The organism is Paraburkholderia caffeinilytica, from assembly GCF_046030355.1.
GTDB lineage: Bacteria > Pseudomonadota > Gammaproteobacteria > Burkholderiales > Burkholderiaceae > Paraburkholderia > Paraburkholderia caffeinilytica_B.
The window spans coordinates 243,282-258,072 of sequence record NZ_JAQQCQ010000009.1; the positions used below are offsets into that span (position 1 = coordinate 243,282).

Below are 14,791 nucleotides of genomic sequence, written 5' to 3' on the forward strand. Positions count from 1 at the left end.
AGGTTTACTGCGAGCCTGTTGACGAAGACAAGTCATACATTGCTCGAAGTATAACATCGGTGTAGAACAAAAAACGTGCTGTGTAGACTTCGAGCAGTGTCTAACTCTTTGTGCGTTGGCATTTTGCCATATCGTTCCCTTCCAACGATAAAAAAATCTGCCCCCGATCAAATCGCCTTCCAATTGTGGTGCATGCGCAACAGAAGTAATCGGCTGGAGGCGCCGCCAGTCATGGCTGAGCGGCGAATTGCCCCACGCACGAATCGAGCCTGCCCTGTTTTTATTACGGAGCGTTCAGGCGCCGTTCCGGCTCGCCTGCTAATAGGTATACGTACCCCCGCCGGGGGCGGATGCGCGGCATGTTAGAATCGCGTGATGCGTTGCGCCTGCAATGCTTACGCGAAGGCGCGGTTAAGTGGTGCGCAATTAAAGCGATCTTAAGTCAGCGAGTTAAGTCGCCGAGTGAGGTCGCCGATGTTAGGTCGCGTCAACGCCGTCGCCTTGGCACGTAAAAGATACGGATAATGGATCAATTCGCCAAAGAGACTCTGCCAATCTCCCTAGAGGAGGAAATGCGCCGTTCGTATCTCGATTACGCGATGAGCGTGATCGTGGGGCGTGCGCTTCCCGATGTTCGCGATGGCCTGAAGCCGGTGCACCGGCGCGTGCTGTACGCGATGCACGAACTGAATAACGACTGGAACCGGGCTTACAAGAAGTCGGCGCGTATTGTCGGCGACGTGATCGGTAAATACCATCCGCACGGCGACACGGCTGTTTACGACACCATCGTCCGGATGGCGCAGAACTTCTCGCTGCGCTACATGCTGGTGGACGGCCAGGGCAACTTCGGTTCGGTCGACGGCGACAACGCCGCGGCGATGCGGTACACCGAAATCCGCATGGCGAAGATCGGCCACGAACTGCTGGCCGACATCGACAAGGAAACGGTCGATTTCACGCCGAACTACGACGGCAGCGAAAACGAACCGGCCATTCTGCCCGCGCGTATTCCCAATCTGCTGATCAATGGCTCGTCCGGTATTGCGGTCGGCATGGCGACCAACATCCCGCCGCATAACCTCAACGAGGTTGTCGACGCTTGTCAGCACCTGCTGAAAAACCCGGAAGCCACGATCGACGAACTGATCGAGATCATTCCTGCACCTGACTTCCCGACCGCCGGCATCATCTACGGTGTGGCCGGTGTTCGCGACGGCTATCGCACCGGCCGCGGCCGCGTGGTGATGCGCGCGCTCACGCACTTCGAGGAAATCGACCGCGGTCAGCGCATGTCGATCATCGTCGACGAGTTGCCGTACCAGGTGAACAAGCGCTCACTTCTGGAGCGCATCGCTGAGCTGGTCAACGAGAAGAAGCTCGAAGGCATCTCCGACATCCGCGACGAATCCGACAAGAGCGGCATGCGCGTCGTGATCGAGCTGAAGCGCGGCGAAGTGCCGGAAGTGGTTCTCAACAATCTGTACAAGGCGACCCAGCTTCAGGATACCTTCGGCATGAACATGGTCGCGCTGGTCGACGGCCAGCCGAAGCTGTTGAATCTGAAGGAAATGCTGGCGTGCTTCCTGTCGCATCGCCGGGAAGTGCTGACGCGGCGCACTGTATACGAACTGCGTAAGGCGCGCGAGCGCGGCCACGTGCTCGAGGGCCTGGCTGTTGCGCTCGCCAATATCGACGAGTTCATCGCGATCATCAAGGCCGCGCCGACTCCGCCGATCGCCAAGCAGGAATTGATGGCGCGTCCGTGGGATTCGTCGCTGGTGCGCGAAATGTTGTCGCGCGCCGAGACGGAAAACGCGTCGGCCGGTGGTCGTGAGGCGTATCGCCCCGAGGGTTTGAACCCGTCCTTCGGCATGCAGTCCGACGGCCTCTACCGCTTGTCCGACACCCAGGCTCAGGAAATCTTGCAGATGCGTCTGCAACGCCTGACGGGTCTGGAGCAGGACAAGATCATCGGCGAGTACCGCGAAGTGATGGCGCAAATTGCCGACCTGCTGGACATTCTGGCTCGCCCGGAACGCATTACGGCGATCATCGTCGACGAACTGACGTCGATCAAAGCCGAATTCGGCGACGCGCGCCGCTCGAAGATCGAGCTGAACGCAACCGAACTGAACACCGAAGACCTGATCACGCCGCAGGAAATGGTCGTGACCATGTCGCACGCCGGTTATGTGAAATCGCAGCCGTTGTCGGAATACAGCGCGCAGAAGCGGGGTGGCCGCGGCAAGCAGGCTACGGCGATGAAAGAAGACGACTGGATCGACACGCTGTTCATCGCGAACACGCACGATCACATTCTGTGCTTCTCGAATCGTGGCCGCGTCTACAGCGTGAAGGTCTACGAAGTGCCGCAGGGTTCGCGGAACTCGCGCGGTCGTCCGATCGTCAATATCTTCCCGCTTCAGGACGGCGAAAAGATTACGGTTGTCTTGCCGGTCAAGGAATTCTCGGCTGACAAATTCGTCTTTATGGCCACCGCGTTAGGAACTGTAAAAAAGACGCCGCTGGAAGCCTTTGGCCGCGTGTTGCGCAAGGGTATTATTGCGGTCGGTCTGGATGACGGTGACTACCTGATCGGCGCAGCCATCACAGATGGCCAGCATGACGTGATGCTGTTCTCGGATTCCGGCAAGGCAGTGCGCTTCGACGAGAACGATGTCCGTCCGATGGGCCGTGAAGCGCGTGGTGTGCGCGGCATGCAACTCGAAGACAGTCAGAGCGTGATCGCCTTGCTGGTGGCGGGCGACGAGCAGCAGTCGGTGCTGACCGCAACCGAAAACGGCTATGGCAAGCGCACGCTGATCACCGAGTACACGCGTCATGGGCGCGGTACGAAGGGAATGATCGCAATTCAGACATCGGAACGTAACGGCAAGGTCGTCGCCGCCACGCTGGTGGATCAGGAAGCGCAGATCATGCTGATCACCAATACAGGCGTGCTGATTCGTACGCGGGTATCGGAAATTCGGGAAATGGGACGCGCAACCCAAGGTGTTACACTCATCAGCCTTGACGAAGGGACCAAGCTTTCAGGTCTGCAACAGGTTGCCGAGGCGGAAGCGGATATCGACGTGGAAGGCGACACCGAAGGTCCTGCCGAAGGCGACAACGGCGGTGAAAACGGTGGTGCAGCCTGATTCGCGTCGGCAGCTTTCAGTCTCCGTTATTGATTGAAAGCTGCGCAGGAAACAATGGCGTGTCGGACCGATACGCATCCCGCGCAGCTCGCAGTTCAAATTAATTTCTCTTAGGGAGTAATGATGCAAAAACGATTCAAACAACTGATGTTGCTGGCTGCTCTCGTGCCGACCTTCGCTATGGCTCAAGCGCTTCAGAGCTCGGCCCCGGCGGCTCCGGCTGCAGCTGCTGCACCGGTTGATCCGGCCAAGCAGGCTGCAATCAAAGACCTGCTGGACGCAATCGACGCACAGAAGCTCGTCGGTGCAATCGGCAACAGCGCCCAGATGCAAGCCAAGCAACTGGTTCCGGCTATCCTGTCGGACGCCCTGAGCGAAAACAAGACGATGACGGACAAGCAGAAGCAGGCTTCCGTCCCGACGCTGCAAAAGAACGCAGTGCCGAAGCTGGTTGACGGCGCAGGCCAGGTGTTCGCAACGGACAGCTTCCGCCAGGACGCAATGCAAGCTCAGTACGACGCTTATGCAAAGTACTACAGCACGTCGGAAATCAAGGATCTGACCGCGTTCTACAAGAGCCCGACCGGCCGCAAGTTCATCCAGGTGCAAGACCAGGTTGGCCGCGACGTCGTGAACGGTTTGATGCAAAAGTACATGCCGCAATCGATCAAGGCAACGCGCGACCAGGCTGACAAGGAAGTCGCTTCGGTCAAGCCGGCGAAGTAAGTCGGCTAAGTAAGCCAGCTAAGTAAGCTGGCGAGTCGAGCCAAAAGGTCGAAAGGCTGCGCTGACATCGCGCTGGCCGCCGCTCGGCAAGCTATATAGCGTGCCGGGTTTGGCGGGTTGGCGGTGACAATGCGATAATGGCCGTTTGCGCACACGCGCAGACGGCCATTTTCTTTTTGGGCGCGAAATTGTCGTCGAATACGCGTCGTCAAATTCGCGTTACCGATTCGCGCCGTTAACTTTGCAGCGGTTGCCGTTGCAATGGCTGCCTTCGCGGTTGCCAACTTCGCCGATTTTTGCGCGATCTGTTCGTTTTTCGCGCCAGCTTCCAGGATCTCACGATGCGCGTCTTTAATTTCTCCGCCGGCCCGGCTGCGATGCCCGAAGAAGTGCTGCGTCAGGCAGCCGACGAAATGCTCGACTGGCAGGGCAGTGGCATGAGCGTGATGGAAATGAGCCATCGCGGCAAAGAATTCATGTCGATCCACGAGGAAGCGCTCGTCGATCTGCGCGAGTTGCTCGAGGTTCCGGCCAGCCACCGGATTTTGTTCCTGCAGGGCGGTGGCCTTGGCGAAAACGCGATCGTGCCGATGAATCTGATGGGCGCGAAACCGCGCGCGGATTTCGTCGTGACCGGTTCGTGGTCGCAGAAATCGCTGAAAGAGGCGCAGAAGTACGGCACGGCGCATCTGGCGGCGAGCGGTCAAACGGCAGAGGGTTTCACGCGTGCACCGGCTCGCTCGGAATGGCAACTCTCGGACGACCCGGCGTACGTGCATCTGTGCACCAACGAAACCATTCACGGCGTCGAAACGTTCGAAATCCCCGATCTCGGCGATATCCCGCTGGTGGCGGACGCCTCGTCGCACATTCTCTCGCGCCCCATGGACATCGCCAAATACGGTGTGCTGTTCGGCGGCGCGCAGAAGAACATCGGCATGGCGGGTGTGACGGTCGTGATCGTGCGCGAAGACATGCTGGATCGCGCGCAGTCGATCTGCCCGTCGGCGTTCGAATGGAAAACCGTCGCTGAGAACAATTCGATGTACAACACGCCGCCCACGTACGCGATCTACATCGCAGGGCTGGTGTTCAAGTGGTTGAAGAAGCAGGGCGGCCTTGCCGCGATGGAAGCGCGTAACCTCGAAAAATCGAAGCTGTTGTACGACGCGATCGATTCGAGCCGCTTCTATCTGAACAAGGTCGAGCATGGCTCGCGCTCACGGATGAACGTACCGTTTTTCCTTGCCGACGAGTCGCGCAACGAAGATTTCCTGGCCGGCGCGAAAGCGCGGGGAATGGTGCAGCTAAAGGGCCACAAGTCCGTCGGCGGCATGCGGGCGTCGCTTTATAACGCCGTCCCGCTCGAAGGCGTCAAAGCGCTTGTCGAATACATGAAGGAATTCGAACAGCGCAGCGCCTGATCGTCTTTGACATTCAGGCACGCGCATCCTTTCCAGCACGCATTTGTGCAGCAGCTACCGGCAGGGCCGTTTTCACGCATGGACGACGAACTTAATACCCGACTCAAACCCCTTCGCGAACGCATCGACGCGCTCGACGCGCAGCTGATCGCACTTCTCAATCAGCGCGCCGCGGTGGCGCTCGAAGTGGGCGAGGTCAAGAAGCATTTCAACGCGCCGGTGTTCCGCCCGGAGCGCGAGCAGCAGGTCATCACGCGTCTGCAGGATATGAGCGACGGCCCGCTGGCCAGCGAGCATATCAGCGCGATCTGGCGCGAAATCATGGCTGCGAGCCGTGCGCTCGAAAAGACCATCAAGGCTGCTTATCTCGGCCCGGTCGGCACGTATAGCGAACAGGCGATGCACGAGTACTTCGGTCAGTCGATCGAAGGTCTGCCGTGCCCGTCAATCGACGAAGTATTTCGCTCGGTCGAAGCGGGCGCAGCCGAATTCGGCGTTGTGCCGGTCGAGAATTCGACCGAAGGCGCGGTGTCGCGCACGCTGGATTTGCTGTTGCAAACCCAGCTCACGATCGGCGGCGAACTGGCTTTGCCGATTCACCACAATCTCCTGACGCTGAACGGCGGCCTCACCGGCGTGACGCGGGTGTGCGCGCACGCGCAGGCGCTCGCCCAGTGCCAGCGCTGGCTCGCGACCAATGCGCCGCATCTTGAGCGTCAGGCGGTGTCGAGCAATGCCGAAGCCGCGCGCATGGCGGCGGAAGATCCGACCGTCGCCGCCATTGCCGGCGACCGCGCCGCAACGCATTACGGTCTGCAGGTTGCGTACGCCCTGATCCAGGACGATCCGCACAACCGCACGCGTTTTGTGATGATCGGCAAGGAGCGCACCGGCGTCAGCGGGCACGACCAGACGTCGTTGATCGTTTCGGTGGCGAACGAGCCGGGTGCCGTGTTCAAGCTGCTGGAACCGTTGGCGCGTCACAGCGTGTCCATGACCCGTTTCGAGTCGCGTCCGGCACGCGTCGGCACGTGGGAGTACTACTTCTATATCGACGTCGAAGGCCATCGTGACGAACCGGCGGTCGCGGCCGCGCTGACCGAACTCGGTCAGAAGGCAGCGTTCCTGAAGATACTCGGCTCGTATCCGCGCGCCCGTTGATGTCGGCCCTCGCGCGCCTGTTGCCCGGGCGCGCCTGTCGCAGGTTCACTTACTACTCATTAGTCGTTCGGAGATTTTCATGACAACGTCCTTCGGTCCTTCCTATGTGCGCGCGATCGCGCCTTACATCGCCGGCAAGCCGATTTCGGAAGTGGCCCGCGAGTTTGGCCTCGACGAAGCGACCATCGTGAAACTCGCGTCGAACGAAAATCCGCTCGGCATGCCGGAATCGGCGCAACGCGCCATGGCGCAAGCGGCGAGCGAACTCGGCCGCTATCCGGATGCGAACGCATTCGAACTGAAGGCCGCGCTGAGCGAGCGCTACGGCGTGCCGGCCGACTGGGTCACGCTCGGCAACGGCAGCAACGACATTCTCGAAATTGCCGTGCATGCGTTCGTCGAGAAGGGGCAGTCGATCGTCTACGCGCAGTACTCGTTCGCGGTCTACTCGCTCGCCACGCAGGGCTTGGGTGCGCGTGCGATCGTCGTTCCGGCCGTCAAATACGGCCACGACCTCGACGCAATGCTTGCCGCGATCACGGACGACACCCGCCTGATCTTCGTCGCGAATCCGAACAACCCGACCGGCACATTCATCGAAGGCGCGAAACTCGAAGCGTTTCTCGCCAAGGTGCCGCGCAACGTGGTCGTCGTGCTCGACGAGGCGTACACGGAATATCTGCCGGAAGAAAAGCGCTACGACTCGATCGCATGGGTGCGCCGTTATCCGAATCTGCTGGTGTCGCGCACGTTTTCGAAGGCGTTCGGCCTCGCCGGCTTGCGTGTCGGTTTCGCGATCGCGCAGCCTGAGTTGACTGATCTGCTGAACCGCTTGCGTCAGCCGTTCAACGTGAACACGCTGGCGCAAGCCGCGGCAATCGCGGCGCTGAACGACAAGGCGTTTCTGGAAAAGAGCGCCGCCCTGAATGCGCAAGGCTATCGTCTTTTGACCGAGGCGTTCGACAAACTCGGCCTCGAGTACGTGCCGTCGGACGGCAATTTCGTGCTGGTGCGCGTCGGCAACGACGACGCAGCCGGCAACCGCGTGAACCTCGCGTTGCTGAAGCAGGGCGTGATCGTTCGTCCGGTCGGCAACTACGGTTTGCCGCAATGGTTGCGTATCACGATCGGCCTGCCGGAAGAAAACGAAGCGTTCCTCGCAGCGCTCGAAAAAGCGCTCGCCACCGCGTAAGCGGTTGACTTTGACCCGCGCGCCGTATTTCACAAAAGGCGCGCTTTTTCTGTGACCGACGTGGCCGCGTTTTCATTTAATAAGCTGGTGATTTTTGGTGTCGGCCTGATCGGCGGATCGCTCGCGCGCGCGCTGCGTGAGCGGGGCGAGACAGCAGGTGCGCGAACCGTGATTGGTGTCGGGCGTTCCTCCGCGTCGACGGCACGCGCGCTTGAGTTGGGCGTGGTCGACGGGGCCGCGGCGTTAAACGATGACGCCGCGCTGCGCGCCGCGTTGTCCGGCGCGGATTTCGTGCTGCTTGCCGCGCCTGTCGCGCAGACGCAGCCGCTGCTCGAACGCATTGCGCCGTTTCTCGACGCCGGTACGATCGTCACCGATGCCGGCAGCACCAAGTCTGACGTGGTGGCTTCCGCGCGCGCGGCGCTTGGCGCGCGCATCGGCCAGTTCGTGCCGGGACATCCGATTGCCGGCCGTGAGGCGAGTGGCCCGGATGCGGCACTCCCCGATCTGTACGTGAGCCGCAATGTCGTGTTGTGTCCGCTGCCGGAGAACGCGCCGGAAGCGGTCGAACGCGTTGCCGCAATGTGGCGCGCTACCGGCGCCTGTGTGCGGGAGATGACACCCGAGCAACACGACCGCGTGCTCGCATCGGTCAGCCATTTGCCGCACGTTTTGTCTTTCGCGCTGGTCGAGCAGATTCTCAATTCGCCCGACGCCGCGCTGAAATTCTCATTCGCCGCTGGCGGCTTCCGCGACTTCACGCGCATCGCCGCGTCGAGCCCGGAAATGTGGCGTGACGTATGTGTGGCCAATCGCGCTGCGCTGTTGGACGAACTGGATGCCTACACGGCGGTGCTCGCGCGTTTGCGCGCGGCGATCGAAGCAGGCGACGGCGCCGCGCTCGAAGCCGTGTTCGCGCGCTCGCGCGTCGCGCGCAGCGGATGGCAAGAACAGCGCAGTGCGGGGGCCGCCCTCGGCGACGCCTCGAAATAACCGGAACTGGACTCAATCATGGAATTCCTCGATCTCGGACCATTCTCTCGCGCGTCCGGCACGGTTCGTTTGCCCGGCTCGAAAAGCATTTCGAATCGCGTGCTGCTGCTCGCCGCGCTCGCCGAAGGCGAAACGACGATCACGAATCTGCTCGATTCCGACGACACCCGCGTGATGCTCGACGCGCTCGAAAAGCTCGGCGTGCGTCTGAAGCGCGAAGGCGACACCTGTGTCGTGAGCGGCACGCGCGGCGCGTTCACGGCGCGCACAGCCGATCTGTTTCTCGGCAATGCCGGTACGGCGGTGCGTCCGCTGACTGCGGCGCTGGCGGTGAATGGCGGCGACTATCGCATCCACGGGGTGCCGCGCATGCACGAGCGTCCGATCGGCGATCTGGTCGACGGTTTGCGGCAGATCGGCGCGAGGATCGACTACGAAGAGAATGAAGGCTATCCGCCGCTGCGGATTCGCCCGGCGCAAATCACGGCCGACGCGCCGATCCGCGTGCGCGGCGACGTGTCGAGCCAGTTCCTGACTTCGCTGCTGATGACGTTGCCGCTGTTGCGGACGGAAAGCGGCGTGAGCATCGTGCAGGTGGACGGCGAGCTGATCTCGAAACCGTACATCGAGATCACGATCAAGCTGATGGAGCGCTTCGGCATCAAGGTCGAGCGTCATGAGTGGCATCAGTTCGTCGTGCCGGCGGGGCAGCGCTATCAGTCCCCGGGCACGATCATGGTGGAAGGCGATGCGTCGTCGGCGTCCTATTTCCTCGCGGCCGGCGCGCTCGGCGGCGGCCCGCTGCGGGTGGAAGGTGTGGGCCGCTCCAGCATTCAGGGCGATGTCGGCTTCGCCGATGCGCTCATCAAGATGGGCGCGAACCTGCAGATGGGCGACGACTGGATCGAAGTGCGCGGTGTCGGTAACGACAGCGGCAAGCTCGATCCGATCGACATGGACTTCAACCTGATTCCGGACGCCGCGATGACGATCGCTGTCGCCGCGCTGTTTGCGGACGGCACGACCACGCTGCGCAACATCGCCAGCTGGCGTGTGAAGGAAACCGACCGGATCGCCGCGATGGCCACCGAGCTGCGCAAGGTCGGCGCGAAGGTGCAGGAGGGCGAGGATTTTCTCGTCGTCACACCGCCTGAAAAGCTGATTCCGAACGCCTCGATCGACACCTACGACGATCACCGCATGGCGATGTGCTTCTCGCTCGTGAGTCTGGGCGGCGTGCCGATTCGGATCAACGACCCGAAGTGCGTCGGCAAGACGTTCCCCGATTATTTCGAGCGCTTCACCGCGCTCGCTCAACCCTGATTCGCTCCTGAATCGACCGACGTGCGACTTTTTCGATGAAACCGATCCGTCCCTTTCACCAGACGCCCGTCATTACGATCGACGGCCCCAGCGCTTCCGGCAAGGGCACCGTGGCCGCGCTGGTTGCCGCGAATCTCGGCTTCCATTTACTGGATAGCGGCGCGCTGTACCGGCTCGCCGCGCTGGCCAGCATGCGCTACAACATCGTGGCGGATGACGTCGACGCGCTTGTAAAACTGATCGACGATCTGCACATCACCTTTCGCGAAGGGCTGGCGCTGCTCGACGGCGCCGACGTCTCCGCCGACATTCGCGCCGAGGAAGTCGGCAGCCGCGCGTCGGCGATTGCCGTGCACGCGCCCGTGCGAACCGCGCTGGTGGCCCGTCAGCGGGCTTTCCGCAAGGAACCGGGGCTGGTCGCCGACGGCCGCGATATGGGTACGGTGATCTTCCAGGACGCGGTGCTGAAGGTGTTCATGACCGCCAGCGTCGAGGCTCGCGCGGCGCGCCGGCATAAGCAATTGATCCAAAAAGGATTTTCTGCTAATATAGATGACTTGCTCCGGGATTTGCGTGAGCGCGACGAGCGTGACAGTCAGCGCGCGGCCGCGCCGCTCAAGCCCGCAGCGGATGCAAAGCTGCTTGATACCTCCGCATTGTCCATCGACCAGGCGGTCGAGCAGGTGGTGCAATGGTATGAAGCATGGGTCCCGCATGCCTGATGTCCGAGTGGCATCTGAGCAGTGGGCGCAGTAGAAAAGAAGTGAGAAGTAGCGTTGTCAGTAGGTGCTCCGCGAGTGTCGTGGAGCGTGTTTTAACCCCTTAACCCCGCGTGGCATTCGCATTCGCCGAAGTTGCTGACCGTCCGGCCAGCCGGGCACCGCGAGCACCATGCAAATTTTGATTTTTATGTCCGACCTGCAAACTTCCAACCCGAATACCGAATCTTTTGCGGCTCTGTTCGAAGAGTCGCTGACCAAGCAAGACATGCGCGCCGGCGAAGTGATCTCCGCCGAAGTCGTGCGTGTTGACCACAACTTCGTGGTCGTCAACGCTGGTCTCAAGTCCGAAGCCTACATCCCGCTCGAAGAGTTCCTGAACGACGCGGGCGAGGTAGAAGTGCAGGCGGGCGACTTCGTTTCCGTCGCGATCGACGCGCTGGAAAACGGCTATGGCGACACGATCCTGTCGCGCGACAAGGCGAAGCGCCTGGCTTCGTGGCTGTCGCTGGAAAAGGCTCTCGACAACAACGAACTCGTGACCGGCACGATCACGGGCAAGGTCAAGGGCGGCATGACCGTCATGGTCAACGGCATCCGCGCGTTCCTGCCGGGTTCGCTGGTTGACACGCGTCCGGTCAAGGACACGACCCCGTACGAAGGCAAGACGCTGGAATTCCGCGTCATCAAGCTCGACCGCAAGCGTAACAACGTCGTGCTGTCGCGCCGTGCCGTGATCGAAGCGACCCAGGGCGAAGAGCGCGCAAAGCTGCTCGAAACGCTGAAGGAAGGCGCGATCGTGGAAGGCGTGGTGAAGAACATCACGGATTACGGCGCGTTCGTGGACCTCGGCGGTATCGACGGCCTGCTGCACATCACCGACATCGCATGGCGTCGTGTGCGTCACCCGAGCGAAGTGCTGTCGGTTGGCCAGGAAGTCACCGCGAAGATCCTCAAGTTCGATCAAGAGAAGAACCGCGTTTCGCTGGGTATCAAGCAACTGGGCGACGATCCGTGGGAAGGCATTTCCCGCCGTTACCCGTCGGGCACGCGCCTGTTCGGTAAGGTCACCAACATCACCGACTACGGCGCATTCGTCGAAGTCGAATCGGGCATCGAAGGCCTGGTTCACGTGTCGGAAATGGACTGGACAAACAAGAACGTTGCACCGTCGAAGGTTGTTCAGCTGGGCGACGAAGTCGAAGTCATGGTTCTCGAAATCGACGAAGACCGCCGCCGTATCAGCCTCGGCATGAAGCAATGCAAGCCGAATCCGTGGGACGACTTCAGCCGCAACTTCAAGAAGGGCGACAAGCTGCAAGGCGCAATCAAGTCGATCACCGACTTCGGCGTCTTCATCGGTCTGCCGGGCGGCATCGACGGTCTGGTTCACCTGTCGGACCTGTCGTGGAGCGAAACGGGCGAAGAAGCAGTTCGCAAGTACAAGAAGGGCGACGAAGTGGAAGCGATCGTTCTCGGCATCGACGTCGAGAAGGAACGCATTTCGCTGGGTATCAAGCAACTCGAAGGCGACCCGTTCAGCAACTTCGTTGCAATGAACGACAAGGGTTCGATCGTCGACGGCGTGGTCAAGACGGTAGATGCGAAGGGTGCAGTGGTTACGCTGTCGGCGGAAGTCGAAGGCTACCTGCGTGCTTCGGAAATCGCCCAGGACCGCGTGGAAGATGCGCGCAATGTGCTGAAGGAAGGCGACAAGGTCAACGCGATGATCATCAACATCGATCGCAAGTCGCGTGGTATCAACCTGTCGGTCAAGGCCAAGGATTCGGCTGAGCAACAGGAAGCGATCCGCGGCCTGGCTTCGTCGGATTCGAATTCGGCTGCTACCGGCACGACGAACCTCGGCGCGTTGCTGAAGGCCAAGCTCGACGGCCAGAACCAGTAAGCCTTGAGTTTTCTTGAGAGGTCTGCTGCAGTATGACCAAATCGGAATTGGTCGCCCAGCTGGCTACGCGATTTCCGCAACTTGTACTTAAAGATGCGGATTTCGCGGTGAAGACGATGCTTGATGCGATGTCGGAGGCGCTTGCCAACGGTCATCGCATTGAAATTCGCGGCTTCGGCAGCTTCGGCCTTAATCGTCGTCCCTCCCGCGTCGGGCGTAATCCGAAGTCGGGCGAGAAGGTGCTGGTACCTGAGAAGTACGTACCGCACTTCAAGCCGGGCAAGGAGTTGCGCGAGCGGGTAGACCGACGTTCGGGCGAGCCGCTTAAGGCTGATGAGCCGGATGACGACGACCTGTAAATGCTTGGCTGTGCGGTTCGCAGCATGGCATGGGTAGCGTCAGCGGCCAAAGCCAGACGGCAAAAGACCAGAAAAAGCGCCTTCGGGCGCTTTTTTTTCGTCCGCAGTTTCTCCCGCGTCAGTCCTCCATCAGCCAGTTCCTGCCCAGTCGCGAGGGCTTCCATTACAATACGGGTCACTTCGGCGCGGGCAACACCGTGGCGCGACGCGTCATCAAGCCGGCGTCCTCCCGCAACTGCCGTCAAGAGACCTATTCATGAAATTTATCGTCTGGCTGATCCGTGTGCTGGTGTTCGTGCTCCTGCTGGTGCTCGCGCTCTCCAATACACAACCCGCTACGCTGAATTTCCTCGCTGGCTATGCGTGGTCGGCGCCTTTGATTCTGATTGGCCTCGCGTTCTTCGTGGTGGGGCTGCTGGCCGGGCTGGTGTCGTCGATGCCGGCCATGGTGCGCCTGCGCATGGAAAATGGCCGGCTCAAGCGCGAGTTGCGTGTGGCGCGCGAAGCCCCGGTCGTGGTCGAGCAACCGCCCATGCCGCCGCTGATCTAAGTTGTCTTCTGCCGCGCGTCTGAAGCGTGGCTTTCCGTTTCCGCTGTCCCGCACATTTGCATTAATCGCATGGATCTAGACTTCTGGTGGCTGCTTGTCATACCCGTCGCTTTTGCGTTCGGCTGGATGGCCGCACGCTACGACCTCAAGACGCTGCTGTCCGAAAGCGCCAACCTGCCGCGTTCGTACTTCCGCGGTCTGAATTTCCTGCTCAATGAGCAGCCTGACCAGGCGATCGACGCGTTTATCGAAGTCGTCAAACTCGACCCGGAAACAGTCGAATTGCACTTCGCGCTGGGTAATCTGTTCCGCCGCCGCGGGGAGACGGACCGCGCGATTCGCGTGCATCAGAACCTGCTGAGCCGCACTGATCTGCCCGTCACCGAACGCGATCACGCGCTGTATGAACTGGGCCAGGACTTCCTGAAGGCCGGTTTGCTCGATCGCGCCGAAGAGACGTTCCGCTCACTCGAAACAGGCAATTACGCATTGGGCGCGCAGCGTGCACTGCTCACCATCTACCAGATCGAGAAAGACTGGGTTAAGTCGATCGATATCGCGCGCCATCTGGAAACAATGGGCGCGGAGTCGCTCGACAAGGAAATCGCGCAGTTCCATTGCGAGCTCGCCCAGGAAGCGCTTCAGCAGAAAAACGCCGATGAGGCGCGCCGTCAGCTGGGCTTTGCGTTGAAGGCTAACTCCACTAACGTACGCGCCACGATCCTGTTCGGCGACGTTGACGCGGCGGCTGGCTCGCAAGAAGCGGCTATCGCCCAATGGCGGCGCGTCGAGGAGCAGAATCCCGCCTATTTGCCGCTCGTCGCTGAAAAGCTGATGAAGGCGTATGAGGCGCTGGGCCGTCCGCAGGATGGCGCCGATCTGCTCATTACGTGGGTAGACCGCTATCCGTCGAACGATCTGCTCGACGTGACCTATCAGCACATTGCGGCCGTCCGCGGACCCGACGCCGCGCATGCGCTGGCGCGCTCGCAGATGCAGAAGTCGCCGAATCTGGCAGGTATGACGCGTCTCCTGGAAGCGCAGGAGGCCGCTGCGGAAGAGCCGCGGCGCAGCGAACTCGAACTGATGCGTACGCTGATTCGCCAGCGCACCAAAAATCTGCCACGGTATACGTGCCAGAATTGTGGCTTCAGGGCGCGGCTGTTCTACTGGCAGTGCCCGGGTTGCAGCGGTTGGGAAACCTATGCGCCGCGTCGCGTCGAACCGATCACGGCGTCGAATTGATCGCCAATGCAATCTTATAGCCGCGCCGCAAC

Annotated in this window: 14 protein-coding genes; 13 read left to right on the forward strand and 1 reads right to left on the reverse strand. The window is 60.9% G+C overall.

The annotated features are described in order from the left end of the window. Positions 1–524: 524 nt before the first annotated feature. On the forward strand, positions 525–3,161 hold the full coding sequence (gyrA, locus tag PQQ95_RS16485; protein WP_459251990.1) for a DNA gyrase subunit A: 2,637 nt from the start codon (positions 525–527) through the stop codon (positions 3,159–3,161). Positions 3,162–3,284: 123 nt separating this feature from the next. Continuing rightward, a complete protein-coding gene (locus tag PQQ95_RS16490; protein WP_063496923.1) occupies positions 3,285–3,887 on the forward strand; it encodes a DUF2059 domain-containing protein in 603 nt (200 codons plus the stop codon). 5 nt (positions 3,888–3,892) lie between these two features. Here the strand turns inward: PQQ95_RS16490 and PQQ95_RS16495 are convergent, their stop codons facing one another. Beyond that, positions 3,893–4,375, reverse strand: coding sequence for a hypothetical protein (locus tag PQQ95_RS16495; RefSeq protein WP_408438462.1), 483 nt, complete (start codon positions 4,373–4,375; stop codon positions 3,893–3,895). Between PQQ95_RS16495 and serC the strand changes: the two genes are divergently transcribed. From serC to lapB, 11 genes are all read left to right on the forward strand, one after another. Further along, entirely contained in the window at positions 4,265–5,311 is a 1,047-nt protein-coding gene (gene serC / locus PQQ95_RS16500) for a 3-phosphoserine/phosphohydroxythreonine transaminase (RefSeq protein WP_408438460.1), read from the forward strand. The two genes, PQQ95_RS16495 and serC, sit on opposite strands and share 111 nt — an antisense overlap. A gap of 78 nt (positions 5,312–5,389) precedes the next feature. Continuing rightward, positions 5,390–6,472: a prephenate dehydratase gene (gene pheA / locus PQQ95_RS16505; protein ID WP_408438438.1), complete on the forward strand. Its 1,083-nt coding sequence runs from the start codon at positions 5,390–5,392 to the stop codon at positions 6,470–6,472. A 79-nt stretch (positions 6,473–6,551) separates the two neighbouring features. Next, positions 6,552–7,664 carry a histidinol-phosphate transaminase gene (gene hisC, locus PQQ95_RS16510; protein WP_408438439.1) on the forward strand — a complete coding sequence of 371 codons (1,113 nt, stop codon included), beginning with the start codon at positions 6,552–6,554 and terminating at the stop codon, positions 7,662–7,664. Between the two features lie 51 nt (positions 7,665–7,715). Beyond that, entirely contained in the window at positions 7,716–8,657 is a 942-nt protein-coding gene (locus PQQ95_RS16515) for a prephenate dehydrogenase (protein WP_408438440.1), read from the forward strand. An 18-nt stretch (positions 8,658–8,675) separates the two neighbouring features. Continuing rightward, positions 8,676–9,980 carry a 3-phosphoshikimate 1-carboxyvinyltransferase gene (gene aroA / locus PQQ95_RS16520; RefSeq protein WP_408438441.1) on the forward strand — a complete coding sequence of 435 codons (1,305 nt, stop codon included), beginning with the start codon at positions 8,676–8,678 and terminating at the stop codon, positions 9,978–9,980. A gap of 35 nt (positions 9,981–10,015) precedes the next feature. Further along, positions 10,016–10,702: a (d)CMP kinase gene (gene cmk / locus PQQ95_RS16525; RefSeq protein WP_408438442.1), complete on the forward strand. Its 687-nt coding sequence runs from the start codon at positions 10,016–10,018 to the stop codon at positions 10,700–10,702. Positions 10,703–10,871: 169 nt separating this feature from the next. After that, the gene (gene rpsA / locus PQQ95_RS16530; protein ID WP_408438443.1) at positions 10,872–12,605 is read left to right on the forward strand and encodes a 30S ribosomal protein S1; all 1,734 of its coding nucleotides are present in this window, start codon (positions 10,872–10,874) and stop codon (positions 12,603–12,605) included. 32 nt (positions 12,606–12,637) lie between these two features. Beyond that, the gene (locus tag PQQ95_RS16535) at positions 12,638–12,964 is read left to right on the forward strand and encodes an integration host factor subunit beta (RefSeq protein WP_028200079.1); all 327 of its coding nucleotides are present in this window, start codon (positions 12,638–12,640) and stop codon (positions 12,962–12,964) included. A gap of 29 nt (positions 12,965–12,993) precedes the next feature. Continuing rightward, complete coding sequence (locus PQQ95_RS16540; RefSeq protein WP_408438444.1) at positions 12,994–13,224, forward strand: hypothetical protein; 231 nt, start codon at positions 12,994–12,996, stop codon at positions 13,222–13,224. Next, positions 13,221–13,514 (forward strand): LapA family protein, encoded by a 294-nt coding sequence (locus PQQ95_RS16545; protein ID WP_074282569.1) that lies wholly within the window; start codon positions 13,221–13,223, stop codon positions 13,512–13,514. The genes PQQ95_RS16540 and PQQ95_RS16545 overlap by 4 nt, the downstream gene beginning before the upstream one ends. A gap of 69 nt (positions 13,515–13,583) precedes the next feature. Next, positions 13,584–14,759 (forward strand): lipopolysaccharide assembly protein LapB, encoded by a 1,176-nt coding sequence (lapB, locus tag PQQ95_RS16550; protein WP_408438445.1) that lies wholly within the window; start codon positions 13,584–13,586, stop codon positions 14,757–14,759. Positions 14,760–14,791: the final 32 nt, after the last annotated feature.